We start from the raw sequence: 15,942 nt of genomic DNA on the forward strand, positions 1-15,942 counted from the left end.
CGAGAGAAGGAAAAACACCGCCCCCGGGAGAACCCCCCCCCCCCCCCCCCCCCCTCCCCCCCCCACCCCCCCCCCCCCCCCCCCCCCCCCCCCCCCCCCCCCCCCCGCCCGCGTGCAGGGGGAGCGCGGACGCCCCACGGGCCGGGACCGACGAGCGTGTGGACGCGAGGAGCGTGCGGCGCACGGGCGGGTGGACGCGGCGAGCGTGCGGATGTACGGGCGGGTGGGCGCGGGTGGCAGGCCGGCGGGGTAGGGGGTAAGCGGCGGAAACTGGGGCCGGGCGCTCGGAATGCCGCGGGGCGCCGGGCTGTTTCGTCGGAGGCGACGACTACTGTGAAAGTGCGGTTCCACAGACGACGATCGCGTTCACAGACGACTATCGCGCAACCACAGGAGGTCCCCCCGGTGCTCGTTGACTCGTTCGGGCGAGTGGCCACCGACCTCAGGGTCTCATTGACCGACAAGTGCAACCTCCGCTGCGCCTACTGCATGCCCGCGGAGGGGCTCGACTGGCTGCCCAAACCCGAACTCCTCACCGCCGACGAGATCTGCCGCCTGGTGACCATCGGCGTCGAGCGGCTCGGCATCACCGAGATCCGCTACACGGGAGGAGAGCCGCTGCTGCGGCGCGAGCTCGTCGACATCGTCGCGCGCACCGCCGCGCTGCGCCCCCGGCCCCAGCTCTCGATCACCACCAACGGCATCGGCCTGGCCCGCCTGGCCGGGCCGCTGGCCGAGGCGGGGCTCGACCGCGTCAACGTCTCCCTCGACACCCTCGACCGCGAGGTCTTCGCCAGGCTCACCCGCCGCGACCGGCTGCCCGACGTCCTCGCGGGCCTGGCCGCCGCCGACGCGGCCGGCCTGCGCCCGGTGAAGGTCAACTCCGTCCTCATGCGCGACGTCAACGACCGCGACGCCGTCCGGCTGCTCCGCTACTGCCTGGAGCACGGTTACGAGCTGCGCTTCATCGAGCAGATGCCGCTGGACGCCCAGCACGGCTGGCGCCGCGACGACATGGTCACCGCCGACGAGATCCTGTCGATCCTCTCGGCCGAGTTCACGCTCACCCCCGACGACCCGGGGCGGCGGGGCAGCGCCCCCGCCGAGGTGTTCCTGGTGGACGGCGGGCCGGCGAAGGTCGGCGTCATCGGCTCGGTGACCCGCCCGTTCTGCGGGGCCTGCGACCGGGTGCGGCTGACGGCCGACGGCCAGGTCCGCAACTGCCTGTTCGCCACCGAAGAGTCCGACCTGCGCCTCGCGCTGCGCTCGGGCGCCTCCGACGACGAGCTCGCGCGGCGCTGGGCCGCCGCGGTGCGGGGCAAGCGCGCCGGGCACGGCATCGACGATCCGAGCTTCCTGCAGCCGTCCCGCCCCATGTCGGCCATCGGCGGCTGAGATGGGCGCCGCGCCGCCCGCGCCGCCGCACGACCCCGCGGCGCCCGCCGGGCCGTGTTATGACGCGGTGGTGCTGGCGGGAGGCCAGGCGCGCAGGCTCGGCGGCGGTGACAAGCCGGGGGTCAGCGTCGGCGGCCTGACGCTCATCGAGCGGGTCGTGGCCGCGGTGCCCGCCGCCGCGCGGCTCATCGTCGTCGGCCCGCGTCGCGCCGGGCTGCCCCGCGCCGAGTTCGTCCGCGAGCGTCCGCCGGGCGGCGGCCCGGTGCCGGCGCTGCGCGCGGGCCTGACGCGCTCTCGCGCGCCCTGGGTGGCGCTGCTGGCGGCCGATCTGCCCTTCCTGCTGCCCGAGCACGTGACGGCGCTGCTGTCGGCCGCTGGGGGCGGGCCGGGGGCGGTGCTCGTCGACGACGACGGGCGCGAGCAGTGGCTCACCGGCGTCTGGCGCGCCGAGGCCCTCTCGCGGGCGCTCGCCGGCTACGCGGGGCGGTCGCTGCGCGGCCTGCTCGGCCCGCTGGGCCCGGCGCGGCTCGCGCTCCCGGTGGGCGACGGCGGCCCGGTTCCGTGGTTCGATTGCGACACGATCGACGACGTGCGGGACGCCAGGCGGCTGACACCACGCGGGGACGCCGAGCCGGCGTCCGGTCCCCGCGCGGCGGGTGAGCGCGGGCGGCCGTGAAAGGTTCACGACGAAAGGGACTACATGAACGTGCTCGCTGAGTGGACGGCGCTGGTCTGCAAAGAGCTGGGCGTCGACCCCGAGAAGGTCGACAGGGACGCCGTCCTCGATCTGACCAGGGATGTCGCCCACGGGGTGGCCCGTCCCGCGGCGCCGCTCACGGCGTATCTGCTCGGGCTGGCGCAGGGCGCCGGCACCGCTCCGCCGCAGGCGGCCGAGCGGCTGTCGGCGCTGGCGGAGAACTGGGGGCAGGCGACGGCGGAGACCCTCGGCGATCGTTGACCTGCCGGTGAACCGCCTCGAAGGGGCGTCGGAGGGTCGCGCGCCGACGCGCCGAAAGAGGGTGCCAACGCATTTGACCAGCGGTTTTATCCGAGAATGGGCGACGCCGGGTGGTTACGGGGGCAAACCACCCGGCGTCGCTTCATCGGCGTTCCGACGGGGGCCCGGAACGCCGGCACGAGCGCTCCGACGGGGGACCAGAGCGCTTGCTTAAAGCGTACACCTACAACCCATGGGGTGCGTCAAGAGTTTGTCACGACCCGATCTCGCGTCGATGGCGTGGTATCTCGGTTTGGTTAGGTCGTTCCTCGTCAAAGGCGCTGCTCGCGCCGGTGTTCGGCTGGTTCGCGCCCACGACGGCGACGTACGGCAGGAAGATGGCGCCGGCGACGAAAAGCGCCCTGACCGGCCAGGGGACGTCCAGCACCACGGCTAGAATCAGACAAATGGTGCGTATGCCCATTTGTATGAAATAACGCTTCTCTCGGCGGCCGATGTCGGCCGTCAGCGAGGGCCTCGCGTCGGTGACCTGATGTACGACCGTGCGGCCGCGCCGAAACCTCACGCCTTCCACGTTAGTCCGCGAAGTGGTCGGCGGTGACGGCGGCCATGGGCCCGGCGGCGTCATACGATCAAGGCCGACGCTAAGGAGACATCGATGAGCGATCGTACGTACCGCGTGACCGAGATCGTCGGCACGTCGCCCGAGAGCGTGGACCAGGCCATCCGCAACGGGATCCGCCGCGCGTCCCAGACCCTGCGCCACCTCGACTGGTTCGAGGTGACCGAGGTGCGCGGCCAGATCACGGACGGTGAGATCGGCCACTACCAGGTGGGGATGAAGGTCGGTTTCCGCCTGGAGGACTCCTGAGGGACGGCGTGCTCCCGGTGCCGGGACACCCGGCACCGGGGGAGGCCGCTCAGCTCGCCTGGCTGACCGTCGACATGTTGAAGTCGGGCACCCGCACCGGGGGCATGATCGTGCGGGTGAAGTAGTCGTTCCACTCGCGGGGAAGGGTCTGCTCCTCGCGGCCGATCTCGGTGAGCCGGCCCAGCAGGTCGACCGGGCTCTCGTTGAACCGGAAGTTGTTCACCTCGCCGACCACCTCGCCCTTCTCCACCAGGTAGACGCCGTCACGGGTGAGGCCGGTCAGCAGCAGCGACTGCGGGTCGACCTCGCGGATGTACCACAGGCAGGTCAGCAGCAGGCCGCGGTCGGTGGAGGCGATCATCTCCTCCAGCGAGCGACCCCCCTCGGGCCCCGCCATGATCAGGTTGTCGATGGCCGGGGTCGCCGCCAGCCCGGTCAGCTCGGCCGAGTGGCGGCTCTGCAGCAGCGCCGACAGGGCGCCGTCGCGGATCCAGTCGGTGCTCGACAGCGGCAGCCCGTTGTCGAACACCGAACGCTCGCGGCTGCCCGCGTGGGCGACGACGAACGGGGCGCACTCGATGCCACCGGCCGCGGGGTCGCTGTACAGGCGCACCGGAGACCGCGACAGCGACTCGCCGACGCGGGTGCCGCCGCCCGGCTTGGAGAACACCGTGCGGCCGTCGGCGGCGTCCCTGGCCCCGGCCGACCAGTACAGGTAGATCATCAGGTCGGCCACCGCCGTGGGCGGGATCAGCGTCTCGTAACGCCCCGCGGGCAGGGCGACGCGCCGCTTGGCCCAGTCGAGGCGCACCCCGAGGCTCTCGTCGAGCGAGGCGACGTCCACGTCGGTGAAGTCCCTGGTGGCCACGCCGGTCCAGGCCGAGCGGGACATGTCGGGGGACTTGGCGTTGAGCTCCAGGCGCCCGGTCGGCTGGTCGTGGCGCAGCCGCAGCCCGGTGGAGGAGCCGACGAAGGTCGAGGTGACGATGTGCTCGGCGAAGCCGTACAGCCTGCGGCCGGCCGCCTCGGCGCCGGCGAACGCCTCGCCCAGCGCCGGCGCGAACCGCTCGAACACCTCGATCGAGGTCGACTCGGCGGGGCGGTCCCAGTCGGCCGACTGCGCCGAGGCCACCAGCGGCCGGGCGTCCTCGGCGGGCGGCGCCTGGTGGGAGGCCAGGTCGGCGGCGGTCACCACGTCGGCGAGCTGGTCGGCGCGCACCGCCGACCGTGACACGACGCCGACCCCCCGGCCGGTGATCGAGACGACGGTGAGCTGGGAGGAGCGGGCCACGCCGTTGGTGGTCAGCGTGTTGCCGGCGAAGCGGAGGTTCGCGGTGGCCCCCTCGTCGACGATCACGACGCATTCGTCGGCCTTGCTGAGGGCAAGGGCACGCTCGACGGTCTCCTGGGGAGTCACTTTCCACCTTCCTGAACGGTGTTGAGGATCTTGACCCCGCGGAACAGCGCCGAGGGGCATCCGTGGCTGACCGGCGCCACCTGACCCGGCTGGCCCTTGCCGCAGTTGAAGGCGCCGCCCAGGACGTAGGTGCGCGGGCCGCCGACGGCCTCCATGGAGCGCCAGAAGTCGGTGGTGGTGGCCTGGTAGGCCACGTCGCGCACCTGCCCGGTGAGCCGGCCGTCCTCGATGCGGTAGAAGCGCTGGCCGGTGAACTGGAAGTTGTAGCGCTGCATGTCGATGGACCAGCTCTTGTCGCCCATGACGTAGATGCCGCGCTCGACCCGCGAGATCAGCTCGTCGGTCGAAGGGCCGTCGAGCGCGGGCTGCAGGGAGACGTTGGCCATGCGCTGGATCGGCATGTGGCCGGGGGAGTCGGCGAAGGCGCACCCGTTGGAGGGGCCGAGGCCCTTCAGCAGCGCCATGCGCCGGTCGAGCTGGTAGCCCACCAGCGTGCCGCCGCGCACGATGTCGAACTGGCGCGTCGCCACGCCCTCGTCGTCGTAGCCGATGGAGGCCAGGCCGTGCTCGGCGGTGCGGTCGCCGGTGACGTGCATGATCGGCGAGCCGTACTCGAGCGTGCCGAGCCGGTCGAAGGTGGCGAAACTGGTGCCGGCGTAGGCCGCCTCGTAGCCGAGCGCCCGGTCGAGCTCGGTGGCGTGCCCGATGGACTCGTGGATGGTCAGCCACAGGTTGGAGGGGTGGATGACCAGGTCGTAGACGCCCGCCTCGACCGAGGGCGCCTTGAGCTTCTCCTCCAGCAGCTCGGGCAGCGTGGCCAGCTCGGCGGGGAAGTCCCAGCCGGTGCCGGTGAGGTACTCATAGCCGCGCCCCACGGGCGGCGCCAGCGTGCGCATGTCGTCGAAGCGGCCCTCGGCCGCCCGCATCACCGTGAGGACCGGGTGGACGCGCACCCGCTGCTGGGTGGCCTGCGTGCCGGCGGTGTCGGCGTAGAACTTCTGCTCCTTGACCTGCATGAGCGAGGCGGAGACGTGGTCGACGCGCGGATCTTTCAGCAGGCCGGCCGACCAGTCGGCGAGCAGGGCGACCTTGTCCTTCATCGGCACGGAGAAGGGGTCGACGTCGTAGGGCGACACCCACGTGACCTGGTCGTGCACCGGCTCGGCGGCGAGTTCGACGGGCTCGCGGTTGACCGCGGCGGCGACCCGCGCGACCTTCACGGCCTGCTCGGCGACGTCGGCGGCGGCCTCGGGCGTCAGCTCGATGCCCGCCGCGAAGCCCCATGTGCCCTCGCGGATGACCCGGACGGCGTAGCCGAGGTCGTCGGCGTCCATGGAGCCCTCAAGGCGGGCGTCGAAGAGACTCAGCGTCTCGCCGCGCACCCGTTCGAGCCGGAAGTCGGCGTGTTCGGCGCCCAGTTCTCGGGCGCGCTGCAGGGCCGCGTCCGCCAGCCGCCTGAGCGGAAGGGCGAGGAAGTCGGGATCGATCTGGCGCATGTCCACGATCCTAACCGTGTGATCTTGTACGGGGCGGATATGGGTTTACCTGCGAGTAGGCGATAGCGTCGTGCCCATGCCTCGATCAGTACTCGTAACCGGCGGCAACCGCGGGATCGGCCTTTCGATCGCCCGCGAGCTGGCCACCGCCGGTGACGCCGTCGCCGTCACCTACCGATCCGGAGAGCCCCCCGAGGGCCTCTTCGGCGTCAAGTGTGACGTCACCAGTTCCGAAGACGTCGACGTGGCCTTCTCCAAAGCAGAGGCCGAGCACGGCCCCGTCGAGATCGTTGTCGCCAACGCCGGCATCACCAAGGACACCCTGCTGCCGTTGATGAAGGAAGACGCCTTCGCCGACGTCATCGACACCAACCTCACCGGCGCCTACCGCGTCGCCAAGCGGGCCACCCGCGGCATGCTGCGCATGCGCCGCGGGCGCATCGTGCTCATATCCTCGGTCGTCGCCCTGTCCGGCTCGGCCGGCCAGACCAACTACGCCGCCTCCAAGGCCGGCCTGATCGGCTTCGGCCGCTCGCTGGCGCGCGAGCTCGGGTCCCGCGGCATCACCGTCAACATCGTGGCGCCCGGCTTCGTCGAGACCGACATGACCTCCGTCCTGGACGACGAGCAGCAGAACGCCATCCTGCGCAACATCCCGCTCGGCCGGGCCGCGACCGCGGCCGACATCGCCCGCACGGTCAAGTTCCTGGTCGGCGAGGACGCCGCCTACATCACCGGGGCGGTCATCCCGGTGGACGGCGGCCTTGGAATGGGGCACTGACATGGGCATCCTCGACGGCAAGCGGCTCCTGGTCACCGGCGTGCTCACCGACGCCTCCATCGCCTACTCGGTCGCCAAGCTGGCCCAGCAGGAAGGCGCCACCATCGTGCTCACCGGCTTCGGCCGCCTGAGCCTGGTCGAGCGCATCGCCAAGCGCCTGCCCGAGCCGCCCCCGGTGATCGAGCTGGACGTGCAGAACACCGAGCACCTCGACACGCTGGCCGACCGCGTCGGCGAGCACCTCGGCGGCCTGGACGGGGTGGTCCACTCGATCGGCTTCGCGCCGCAGACCGCGCTCGGCGGCAACTTCCTCAACACGCCGTGGGAGGACGTCGCCACGGCCGTGCACATCTCCACCTACTCCTTCAAGTCGCTGGCGGTCGCCTGCCTGCCGCTGATGAAGGAGGGCGGCTCGGTCGTCGGCCTCGACTTCGACGCCACCAAGGCCTGGCCGGTCTACGACTGGATGGGCGTGGCCAAGGCCGGCCTCGAGTCGTGCTCGCGCTACCTGGCCCGCGACCTCGGCAAGCACGGCATCCGGGTGAACCTCGTTGCGGCCGGGCCGCTGCGCACCATGGCGGCCAAGAGCATCCCCGGCTTCGCCGAGTTCGAGGACAGCTGGCCGGCCAAGGCGCCCCTCGGGTGGAACCTCGCCGACCCGGTGCCCGCCGCCAAGGCATGCCTGGCCCTGCTGTCCGACTGGTTCCCCGCCACCACCGGCGAGATCGTCCACGTCGACGGCGGCGTCCACGCCATCGGCGCCTGACCACCGCCTCCACGCATTCCACGCCGTCGGCCGCCGCCCGGCTCAGGCCAGGCGGTGGCGGCCGGCGTCGGACGGGCGCATGCCCTCGAACGGCTCCGACGGGCGCAGGCCGTCGAACGGCATCGACCGGGGCGCGTCGGCGGTCCGGCGCGACTGCACGATGCGCGCCGCGAGGATCGCCGAGCCGAGCAGCACCGCGGTCAGCACGGTGCCGACGACGTCGTAGGGCCGGCTCGGCACGGCGGTGCGCGCCCGCGGGTCCCCGACCAGCGACGGCAACGGCAGCCCCGGCCACAGCGGCACCATCGGCGGCGCTTCCACGTCCGCCGACGGCGGCCTCGGCACGCGGGCCGCGGGTGTGGCACGGTCCACGGGCGGGTTTGTTCCCATGCCGCCCGAGGGCGTGATCGCGTCCTCGGACCCGCCGCCGGCGTCCGCGGAGCGGTCACCGGTGCCGCCGCTCCCGCCGGACGGGATGCCCGGGGTGGCCGAGGGCGTGGGGGAGGAGGAGGGCGTGGAACGGTCCGCTCCGGCGGGCGGCTCGGACTCCCGCGGCGTCTCGCCGTCGTCCTCCCCGTCGCAGGCTCCGGAGCCGACCAGGGGCAGGCAGCCGGTCTCGATCGGCAGCTCGATCAGGCCGCCGGAGGAGTCCTGCGGAGCTTCGGAACGTCCGGACGGGCTCGCGGAAGGCGCGTCCTGAGGGGCCGAGTCGGCCGTGGGGGAGGGCCGGCCGCCGCCGGTCAGCTTGCCGGCGGTCTTCTTGAGCCCGTTGGCCACCGGCCCGAGCGGGTCGCGGCCGAGGTCCGAGACGGCGTCGGCCACGGGTTCGAGGGCGTCGCCGGCGAGCTCGGAGACCGTGTCGGTCACCGTGTCGGTCACCGTGTCGGTCACAGTGTCGGTAACCGTCCCCAGCACGTCGCCGGCCAGATCGGTGACGCGCTTGCGCCCGCCGCCGGGCCGTCCGGCCGCCGGCTCGGACGCCTCGTCCGCCGAGGCGTCCCCGGCCACCGGGTCCGGCGCCCGGTTCTTCGTGTCGTCGCGTCGGGAGACCGTCACCGGCTCGCGGGCGTCGCCGCCGCGATCACCGGCGTGACGGCCGGCGAGGTCGCCGACGGTGGTCCCCGTCTCGCCCAGCAGATCGCACACGCCTCCGGTGAGGCCCGCCAGGGCCGAGCCGCCGCGGGCGCAGCCGTCCCCCGCCGAGGATCCGGCGGCCGGCGCCGCCAGCAGCGCGGTGCCTCCCGCCAGTGCGAGTGTCAGCGCTCCCGCCGAGATGGCGGTCGTGCCTTTGAGCATGGTCGCCCTCCATCGTCCTCACCGACGCACCCGGAAGACACGGGCTCCCCTCCCGCAGTCTTCAAGACCATCGTGTGCCACCACGCCGGTCTTTCCATGAAAAGGTGCGATTCGGTACCGAGTAGTGATACGCGAGCGTCATTCCCGTTAGGCATCACGCCCGTCCCCGGCCGCGCGGCCTCAGGGGTCGACGGAGGAGACGTCGTCGAGCGCCTCGCGGATCTCCACCGGCAGCGTCAGCTCCTCGGCCTGCAGCACTCCCTTGAGCTGGGCGTGCGTCCGCGCCCCCACGATCGCCGCCGCCACCCCCGGCTGGTCGCGCACCCACGACAGGGCCACCGCGAGCGGGGACACCCCGAGCCCCTCGGCCGCCGTGGTGACCGACTCGACGACGCGGCGGCACCGCTCGTCCAGATAGGGCTGGACGAAGTCGGCGAAGTGCGGAGTCGCGGCGCGCGAGTCGGCGGGGATGCCCACCCGGTACTTGCCGGTGAGCACCCCGCGCCCGAGCGGCGACCACGCCAGCACCCCCGCGCCGACATGCTCGGCCGCGGCGAGCAGCTCGCGCTCGGCGTCCCTGGCCAGCAGGGAGTACTCCACCTGCGCGGAGACGATGGGGGCGCGCGCGGGCGCCGAACGCTGCCACACGCCCGCGGCGGCGAGCTGCCACGCCGCGTAGTTGCACACCCCGGCGTACACCGCCCGGCCGGAGGCGACGGCGGCGTCGACCGCCGCCAGCGTCTCCTCCAGCGGCACCTCGGCGTCGAAGGCGTGCAGCTGCCACAGGTCGACCTCGTCCACGCCCAGGCGGGCCAGAGAGGCGTCCAGCGCGGACAGCAGGCCCCGCCGGGAGGCGTCGCGCGACCGGTGGCCCCTCGGCGTCAGCACCGCCTTGGTCGCGATGACCATCTGCGAGCGCGGCACCGAGTCGCGCAGCAGGCCGCCGAGCAGGCGCTCGGCGTCGCCGCCCGCGTAGACGTCGGCGGTGTCGACCAGTGTGCCCCCGGCGTCGGCGAAGGCGACGAGCTGCGCGGAGGCCTCCTCCGCGCTGGTGTCGCGCCCCCAGGTCATGGTGCCCAGCCCCACCCGTGACACCGAAAGACCGCTGCGCCCGACCATTCGCTGATCCATGATCCGGCCAGGTTACCGCGTTGGAACGTCTCATCCGGGCCGAAACCGCACGACGCGCTCTTCCGCGGCGGCCCCGGCGAGATCATCGCCGGTTCCACCCCCACACCGCCCACCCTCGCCCCGCGCCTGCCCTAGGCTGGCGCGCACTATGGACGCACTGCAAGCCATCGTGCTGGGCATCGTGCAGGGGCTCACCGAGTTCCTGCCCATCTCCAGCTCCGCTCATCTGCTCATCGTGCCCAGACTGTTCGGCTGGGGGGACCCGGGCGCGGCGTTCACCGCGGTGATCCAGCTCGGCACGATGCTGGCCGTGGTCATCTACTTCTGGCGCGACATCGTGCGCATCGCCTGGACCTGGCTGCGCAGCCTGTGGACCCCGGAGCTGCGCGGCGACCTGGACGCCCGCATGGGCTGGTACATCGGCCTCGGCACCATCCCGCTAGGCCTGATCGGGCTGGTGTTCAAAGACCAGATCGAGGGCCCCGCCCGCAACCTGTGGATCAACGCGACCGTGCTGATCGTGTTCGGCCTGCTCCTGCTGCTCGCCGAGCAGATGGGGCGGCAACGCACCCCGATCAGCGAGCTGACGCTGAGACAAGGGCTGATCATCGGCGGCTTCCAGGCGCTCGCCCTGGTGCCGGGCGCCTCCCGCTCGGGGTCGACGATCACCGGCGGGCTCTTCCTGGGCTTCACCCGCGAGGCGGCGGCCCGCTACTCCTTCCTGCTCTCCATCCCCGCGGTGGTGCTCTCGGGGCTGTTCGAGCTGCGCGACGTCGGCGCGGGCGGCGGCCCCGACCTGGTGCCGACGATCATCGCCACCGTCGTGTCGTTCGTCGTCGGATACGCCTCGATCGCCTGGTTGCTCCGGTACATCACCCGCCACTCCATGATGATTTTTGTCACCTATCGCGTCTTCATCGGGGCCTTTCTGCTGACACTGTTGTCTCTAGGGGTGATCACGGGCCAATAAGCTTGCTTTGTGACCACTTTGCTTCTGGTGCGGCACGGTCTCACCGACATGACGGGGCCGGTGCTCGCGGGGTGGACCCCAGGGGTCCATCTGAGCGAGCGGGGCCGCGCCCAGGCCGAGGCCCTCGCCGCGCGGCTGGCGCCCGTGCGCCTGGACGCCGTCGTCTCCAGCCCGCTAGAGCGATGCCAGGAGACCGCGCAGGCGATCCTGGACGGCCGCGAGGGGCTGGAGATCGCCAGTGACGACCGCTTCGGCGAGTGCGGGTACGGCGACTGGACGGGCCGCCCGCTGGAGGAGCTGGCCAAGGAACCGCTCTGGCGGGTGGTGCAGCAGCACCCGAGCGCGGCGGTCTTCCCGGGCGGCGAGTCGATGGCCGGCGTCCAGCGCCGGGCCGTCGCCGCGGTGCGTCACTGGAACGCCAAACTCGGCGACGAGGCCGCCTATCTCGTGTGCAGCCACGGGGACGTGATCAAGGCGATCGTCGCCGACGCGCTCGGCGCGCACCTCGACCAGTTCCAGCGCATCACGGCCGACCCCGCCTCCCTCACCGTGATCCGCTACACCGCGCTGCGGCCATTTGTCCTGCGAGTCAACGACGTGGGCGGCGGGGTGGAAAATCTCCTACCCCCACCGGCCCAAGCCGAGGGTTCGGAGGGGGAAGACGGGGGAGAAAATTTCACCGGGAGCGACGCCGCTGTCGGCGGCGGAGCCGGGACCACGTAAGGTCGGGCTATGCCGGTCTTCGACTACGATCCGCCAGAGAGGTTCGTGGCCGGTGCCGTAGGGCAACCGGGATCACGCGCCTTCTTTCTGCAAGCCCGCGGTCAGGGGCGGGTGACGACCGTGGGCTTGGAGAAGTTCCAGGTCGCGGTCCTGGCCGATCGCCTCGACGAGCTGCTCGACGAGGTGCTGCGCCGCAGCGGCGGCACCGCCCCGGTGCCCGCCATGGCGCCGGTCGAGCTCGCCGACAAGGCCCCCCTCGACCTTCCCCTCGACGAGGACTTCCGGGTCGGCACCATGGCCCTGGCCTGGGATCCCGACACCTCGCAGGTGGTGATCGAGGCCAAGGAGGTCACCGGCGACGAGGACGAGGACGAGACGATCGACGTGGACGCGCCCGACTCGGCCGTCCTGCGCGTCCACATAAGCGCCGCCGAGGCCCGCGCCTTCACCCAGCGGGCCCTGGAGATCGTCGCGGCCGGACGCCCGCCGTGCCCCCTGTGCGGCCAGCCGCTGGACGCCGAAGGGCACATCTGCGTACGCCTCAACGGCCACCGGGGGGACCGTACGTGAGTGCAGAGAGCGACCCCCGGCTCAGCAGCATCCCCGGCACCCCCGGGCTGGACGACGTCACCGCCCTGCGCCTGCTGCGCGAGGGCACCATCGAGGTCGCCGGCCGGCTGGTCGAGGCGACCAACATGACGCTCTACTGCTCCATTCGCCTGGACGGGGTCGTCGCCGAGTGCGTTTACAAGCCCGTCAGGGGCGAGCGTCCCCTGTGGGACTTCCCCGACGGCACGCTCGCCGCCCGCGAGGTCGCCGCGTTCGAGGTGTCGGCCGCCACCGGCTGGCGCATCGTCCCGCCGAGCGTCTACCGCGACGGGCCGTTCGGCCCCGGCATGTGCCAGCTGTGGATCGACACCGACCCCGACGTCGACCTCATGGCGCTGATCCGCAGCCGCAGCCCGGCGCTGCGCCGCATGGCCATCTTCGACGCGGTGGTCAACAACGCCGACCGCAAGGGCGGCCACCTGCTTCCCCTGCCCGACGGGCACATCTACGGCGTCGACCACGGCGTCTGCTTCTCCGCCGAGGACAAGCTGCGCACCGTGCTGTGGCAGTGGCGCGGCAAGCCCCTTCCGCGCGAGGCGGTGAACGTCCTGGCACGGCTCGAGCGTGACATCGAGCGGGGCAGGCTCGGCCGGCGGCTGCGTGAGCTGCTGACGCTGCCCGAGGTCGAGGCCACCTGGGACCGCGTGCGCCGCCTGCTCAGCACCGGCGTCCACCCCTCCCCGTCGGAGGACTGGCCCGCGATCCCCTGGCCGCCTATCTGAGCCGCGACCGGGGGGCCGTACCCTGCGGTAGATGTGTCCATCTCTACCGATATGGAGGGAACGGGCGTGTGTACGGTCATCGTGAGCGTCGAGCCCGGCGCCGAGACGCCGTTGGTGCTGGCCGGGGTGCGTGACGAGATCCTGTCGCGGCCGTGGGAGCCGCCCGCGGCCCACTGGCCCGGCCACCCCGCCCTGGTCGGCGGGCGCGACCTGTCGGCCGGCGGCACCTGGCTGGCCGTCGACCCCGGCGGCCCGCGGGTCGCCGCGCTGCTGAACGGGCGCGGCGCCGCCGCCCCCGAGGCGATCCGCGTGAGCCGGGGCGAGCTGCCGCTGAAGGCGGCGGTGCTCGGCGAGCCGCCCGGCGGCGACCTTTCCCGCTACGACCCCTTCCACCTGCTCGTCGCCGACGCCGGCGGCGCGCGGATGTGGAGCTGGGACGGGCACGGCGTGACCGAGGCCAAGCTTCCCGCGGGCGTCCACATCGTGGTCAACAGCGGCTGGGAGACCGGCGAGGCCGACCCGCGCGTGGCGTACTTCCGGCCGCGCTTCGCCGCGGCCGTGCGCCCGTCGGCGCGCGACGCCGGGGAGGGGACGTGGCGGGAGTGGCGGCGGCTCGCCTCCGGCGCGGGCCTGGACGCCGCCGACCCCAGGGCGCTGGTGGTGCGCCGGGAGCTTCCCGACGGACGGATCTGGGGCACCTCCTCGATCACGCTGGTCGCGCTCGGCGGCGAGGAGTCGCGCTACGACTTCTGCCCCCGCCCGGCCGGCCCCTCCTCCTGGTACCGGGTCCTCCCGCCCCCGCCTCCGGCGGCGTGAGCGGGGACGGGGTGCGGCTCAGCAGAGGATGCCGCCCCAGATGATCGTCACCGTCCTGCTGCCCCCGTTGGAGGTGAAGCGGACCTTGGAGGTGCTGCAGTACGGAGTGCCGTAGGCGGTGATCGTGGCGGAGCTGCCCGCTCTGATCCGGCCCCCGGTGGTGCTGAGCACGCCGCCCTCGCTGATCGAGGCCCGCCACCGCACGGCCCCGCCCGGCGCCCTGAGCTTGATGTTCACGTAGGAGATGTAGTCCGACCTGACGCGGATGCGGGCCGGGCTGACCATCAGCACCGGCGCGGCCGCCCGCCTCGTGGGCGTCCTCGGGCTCGGCTCGGGCTTCTCGCTGGGCTTGGCCTTCGACCTGGACGGCGAGGGGACCGGGGTGGGGTCGGTCACCGGCGGCGACGCCTCCGCGCTCGGGGACGCCGAACTCGCCGCGGGGGCGGGCGGCGGCGGGGCGGCCGCCCCGGGGATCCGCGTCTCCACCCCGCCGCCGCCCGTGCCGACGGCGACGATCGCCACGGCGGCGGCCAGCGCGACACCCCCGGCGACCGCCACGATGGCGCGGTTGCGGCGCCTGTGGCGCCGCTGCCGGTCACCGCGGAACGAGGTGGCGGGCGGGCCCGCCGCCGGCGCGGTGACCGGCCGGTTCCGTCCCGGCACAGGGACGGGCCCGGTCACCTCCGGCGCCGCGGAGAGGCGGTCCCCGCCCATCGGCGGAGCGCCGGCCGCCGTCGCCGGTGCGGCGGAGCGGGTCTGCGTCGCCGGCCCGACCGGCCGGGCCTCCGCCGGCGGCGGGGTCGCGGGGCCGGCCGGCGACGCGGGGACGTCCCCGGAGCCGTGCCACAGCGGCCGCGGGCTCAGCGGGATCGGCCCCCGGTAGGCCGACGGCGAGGCCGCGGGCGCCGCGCCAGGAGGCTCCGGCGGCCAGGCGCGGGCCTCCGAGACCGGCGGCACGCGGGGCCCGGCGTCGGCTCCGGCTCCGGCTCGGGTTCCGGTTCCAGGGCCGGACCCGGTTCCAGGTACCGCTCCGGTGCCGGATCCGGTGCCTCCGGGGCCCGGTTCCACGCCCTCCAGGCGGGCCAGCAGCTCGCGGGCGGCGGGACGCCTGGCCGGGTTCCGGTCCAGGCACGCGGTGACCGCGTCCAGCAGCGTGCCGCTCAGCGCCGACAGGTCGGGGACGCCGTTCAGGATGCGGTTCACCACCGCCGGCACCGAGTCCTGCCCGAACGGGGCGCGCCCGGTCGCGGCGTAGACGATCGTGCCGGCCCAGGCGAACATGTCGCTCTCAGGCCCGGGGATCTTGGCCGCCAGATGCTCCGGCGCGATGAACGGGGACGCGCCCGCGAACCCGTCAGGCGCGAGCGGACGGTCGAGCACCCGCCCGACCGCGAAGTCGATCACCTGCGGCCCCTGCGGGCCCAGCAGCACGCTGGACGGCCCGAAGTCGCCGTGGGCGACGCTCGCCTGGTGGATGGCCGTCAGCGCCGTCAGCGTCCCGAGGGCGATCTCGGTGAGCGCGTCGCCCGACCGGCGGCCCTGCCGCTCCACGACCTCCCACAGGGACGGGCCGTCGACCAGCTCACTGGCGTAGTACAGCCCCCCGTCGTGCACCCCGTAGGCCAGGACGCGGGCCACGCGCGGGCCGGTCACCCGCTGCGCCCGGCGCAGTTCGACGCCGAACGAGCGCCGCACCTGCTCGTCCGCGGAGAAGCGGCGGTGCAGCAGTTTCACCGCGACCCGCGCGCCCGCCTCGGTCTCGGCGGCGTAGACGACGCCGTGGCCGCCTTCACCGATCCGCCCAGTCACCCGGTATGAGGCGATCATGGCGGGATCGGTGGGCCCCAGGGGCTTTGAAGGCGGCAATCGAGAACTCCCTCGGCATGCGAACGCTAGGTGCCGACGCCCCCTCTACCCACGGCGGCAAGATTCTGCCACGTTGGAACGTGACCAAGTACCTTTTTGTGTCATCGACCCCGTCCGGCACCGCA

17 protein-coding genes are annotated in these 15,942 nt (G+C 73.2%); 11 read left to right on the top strand and 6 right to left on the bottom strand.

Features of this window, described 5'->3' with window-relative positions:
* Positions 1-405 precede the first annotated feature (405 nt).
* The 3 genes from moaA to ACZ6QO_RS37045 are packed head-to-tail and all read left to right on the top strand — an operon-like array spanning position 406 to position 2,353.
* A complete protein-coding gene (moaA, locus tag ACZ6QO_RS37035; RefSeq protein WP_465858058.1) occupies positions 406-1,395 on the top strand; it encodes a GTP 3',8-cyclase MoaA in 990 nt (329 codons plus the stop codon).
* Between the two features lies 1 nt (position 1,396).
* The gene (gene mobA, locus ACZ6QO_RS37040; protein ID WP_465858060.1) at positions 1,397-2,071 is read left to right on the top strand and encodes a molybdenum cofactor guanylyltransferase; all 675 of its coding nucleotides are present in this window, start codon (positions 1,397-1,399) and stop codon (positions 2,069-2,071) included.
* A 24-nt stretch (positions 2,072-2,095) separates the two neighbouring features.
* Positions 2,096-2,353: a DUF6457 domain-containing protein gene (locus tag ACZ6QO_RS37045; RefSeq protein WP_465858062.1), complete on the top strand. Its 258-nt coding sequence runs from the start codon at positions 2,096-2,098 to the stop codon at positions 2,351-2,353.
* 253 nt (positions 2,354-2,606) lie between these two features.
* On the opposite strand, the gene ACZ6QO_RS37050 is transcribed toward ACZ6QO_RS37045, so the two are convergent.
* Positions 2,607-2,918 carry a DUF3099 domain-containing protein gene (locus ACZ6QO_RS37050; RefSeq protein WP_465858064.1) on the bottom strand — a complete coding sequence of 104 codons (312 nt, stop codon included), beginning with the start codon at positions 2,916-2,918 and terminating at the stop codon, positions 2,607-2,609.
* Positions 2,919-3,011: 93 nt separating this feature from the next.
* Between ACZ6QO_RS37050 and ACZ6QO_RS37055 the strand changes: the two genes are divergently transcribed.
* Positions 3,012-3,224, top strand: coding sequence for a dodecin (locus tag ACZ6QO_RS37055; protein ID WP_465858066.1), 213 nt, complete (start codon positions 3,012-3,014; stop codon positions 3,222-3,224).
* A 49-nt stretch (positions 3,225-3,273) separates the two neighbouring features.
* On the opposite strand, the gene ACZ6QO_RS37060 is transcribed toward ACZ6QO_RS37055, so the two are convergent.
* Both ACZ6QO_RS37060 and ACZ6QO_RS37065 read right to left on the bottom strand, forming a co-directional pair.
* The gene (locus tag ACZ6QO_RS37060) at positions 3,274-4,641 is read right to left on the bottom strand and encodes a metallopeptidase TldD-related protein (protein ID WP_465858068.1); all 1,368 of its coding nucleotides are present in this window, start codon (positions 4,639-4,641) and stop codon (positions 3,274-3,276) included.
* Positions 4,638-6,137, bottom strand: a complete 1,500-nt coding sequence (locus ACZ6QO_RS37065) for a TldD/PmbA family protein (protein WP_465858070.1) — start codon at positions 6,135-6,137, stop codon at positions 4,638-4,640. Before ACZ6QO_RS37065 ends, ACZ6QO_RS37060 begins: the two co-directional genes overlap by 4 nt.
* A 76-nt stretch (positions 6,138-6,213) precedes the next feature.
* Here ACZ6QO_RS37065 and fabG point away from each other — a divergent pair, with 76 nt between their 5' ends.
* Together fabG and fabI are read left to right on the top strand one after the other, a co-directional pair.
* Positions 6,214-6,918, top strand: a complete 705-nt coding sequence (fabG, locus tag ACZ6QO_RS37070; protein WP_465858072.1) for a 3-oxoacyl-ACP reductase FabG — start codon at positions 6,214-6,216, stop codon at positions 6,916-6,918.
* A 1-nt stretch (position 6,919) separates the two neighbouring features.
* On the top strand, positions 6,920-7,684 hold the full coding sequence (gene fabI, locus ACZ6QO_RS37075; protein ID WP_465858130.1) for an enoyl-ACP reductase FabI: 765 nt from the start codon (positions 6,920-6,922) through the stop codon (positions 7,682-7,684).
* A 42-nt stretch (positions 7,685-7,726) separates the two neighbouring features.
* On the opposite strand, the gene ACZ6QO_RS37080 is transcribed toward fabI, so the two are convergent.
* Together ACZ6QO_RS37080 and ACZ6QO_RS37085 are read right to left on the bottom strand one after the other, a co-directional pair.
* Positions 7,727-8,980, bottom strand: a complete 1,254-nt coding sequence (locus ACZ6QO_RS37080; protein ID WP_465858074.1) for a hypothetical protein — start codon at positions 8,978-8,980, stop codon at positions 7,727-7,729.
* 180 nt (positions 8,981-9,160) lie between these two features.
* A complete protein-coding gene (locus ACZ6QO_RS37085) occupies positions 9,161-10,111 on the bottom strand; it encodes an aldo/keto reductase (RefSeq protein WP_465858076.1) in 951 nt (316 codons plus the stop codon).
* A gap of 148 nt (positions 10,112-10,259) precedes the next feature.
* Here ACZ6QO_RS37085 and ACZ6QO_RS37090 point away from each other — a divergent pair, with 148 nt between their 5' ends.
* The 5 genes from ACZ6QO_RS37090 to ACZ6QO_RS37110 all read left to right on the top strand — a co-directional run bounded on the left by ACZ6QO_RS37090 (position 10,260) and on the right by ACZ6QO_RS37110 (position 13,951).
* Entirely contained in the window at positions 10,260-11,081 is an 822-nt protein-coding gene (locus tag ACZ6QO_RS37090; RefSeq protein ID WP_465858078.1) for an undecaprenyl-diphosphate phosphatase, read from the top strand.
* 9 nt (positions 11,082-11,090) lie between these two features.
* On the top strand, positions 11,091-11,804 hold the full coding sequence (locus ACZ6QO_RS37095; RefSeq protein ID WP_465858080.1) for a histidine phosphatase family protein: 714 nt from the start codon (positions 11,091-11,093) through the stop codon (positions 11,802-11,804).
* Positions 11,805-11,813: 9 nt separating this feature from the next.
* Positions 11,814-12,374 carry a DUF3090 domain-containing protein gene (locus ACZ6QO_RS37100; protein ID WP_465858082.1) on the top strand — a complete coding sequence of 187 codons (561 nt, stop codon included), beginning with the start codon at positions 11,814-11,816 and terminating at the stop codon, positions 12,372-12,374.
* Positions 12,371-13,135, top strand: a complete 765-nt coding sequence (locus tag ACZ6QO_RS37105) for an SCO1664 family protein (RefSeq protein WP_465858084.1) — start codon at positions 12,371-12,373, stop codon at positions 13,133-13,135. Before ACZ6QO_RS37100 ends, ACZ6QO_RS37105 begins: the two co-directional genes overlap by 4 nt.
* A gap of 66 nt (positions 13,136-13,201) precedes the next feature.
* Positions 13,202-13,951, top strand: a complete 750-nt coding sequence (locus ACZ6QO_RS37110) for an NRDE family protein (protein WP_465858086.1) — start codon at positions 13,202-13,204, stop codon at positions 13,949-13,951.
* A gap of 18 nt (positions 13,952-13,969) precedes the next feature.
* On the opposite strand, the gene ACZ6QO_RS37115 is transcribed toward ACZ6QO_RS37110, so the two are convergent.
* Positions 13,970-15,760, bottom strand: a complete 1,791-nt coding sequence (locus tag ACZ6QO_RS37115; protein WP_465858088.1) for a serine/threonine-protein kinase — start codon at positions 15,758-15,760, stop codon at positions 13,970-13,972.
* Positions 15,761-15,942 lie beyond the last annotated feature (182 nt).

The sequence above is a fragment of the Sphaerisporangium sp. NPDC049457 genome (assembly GCF_055586705.1).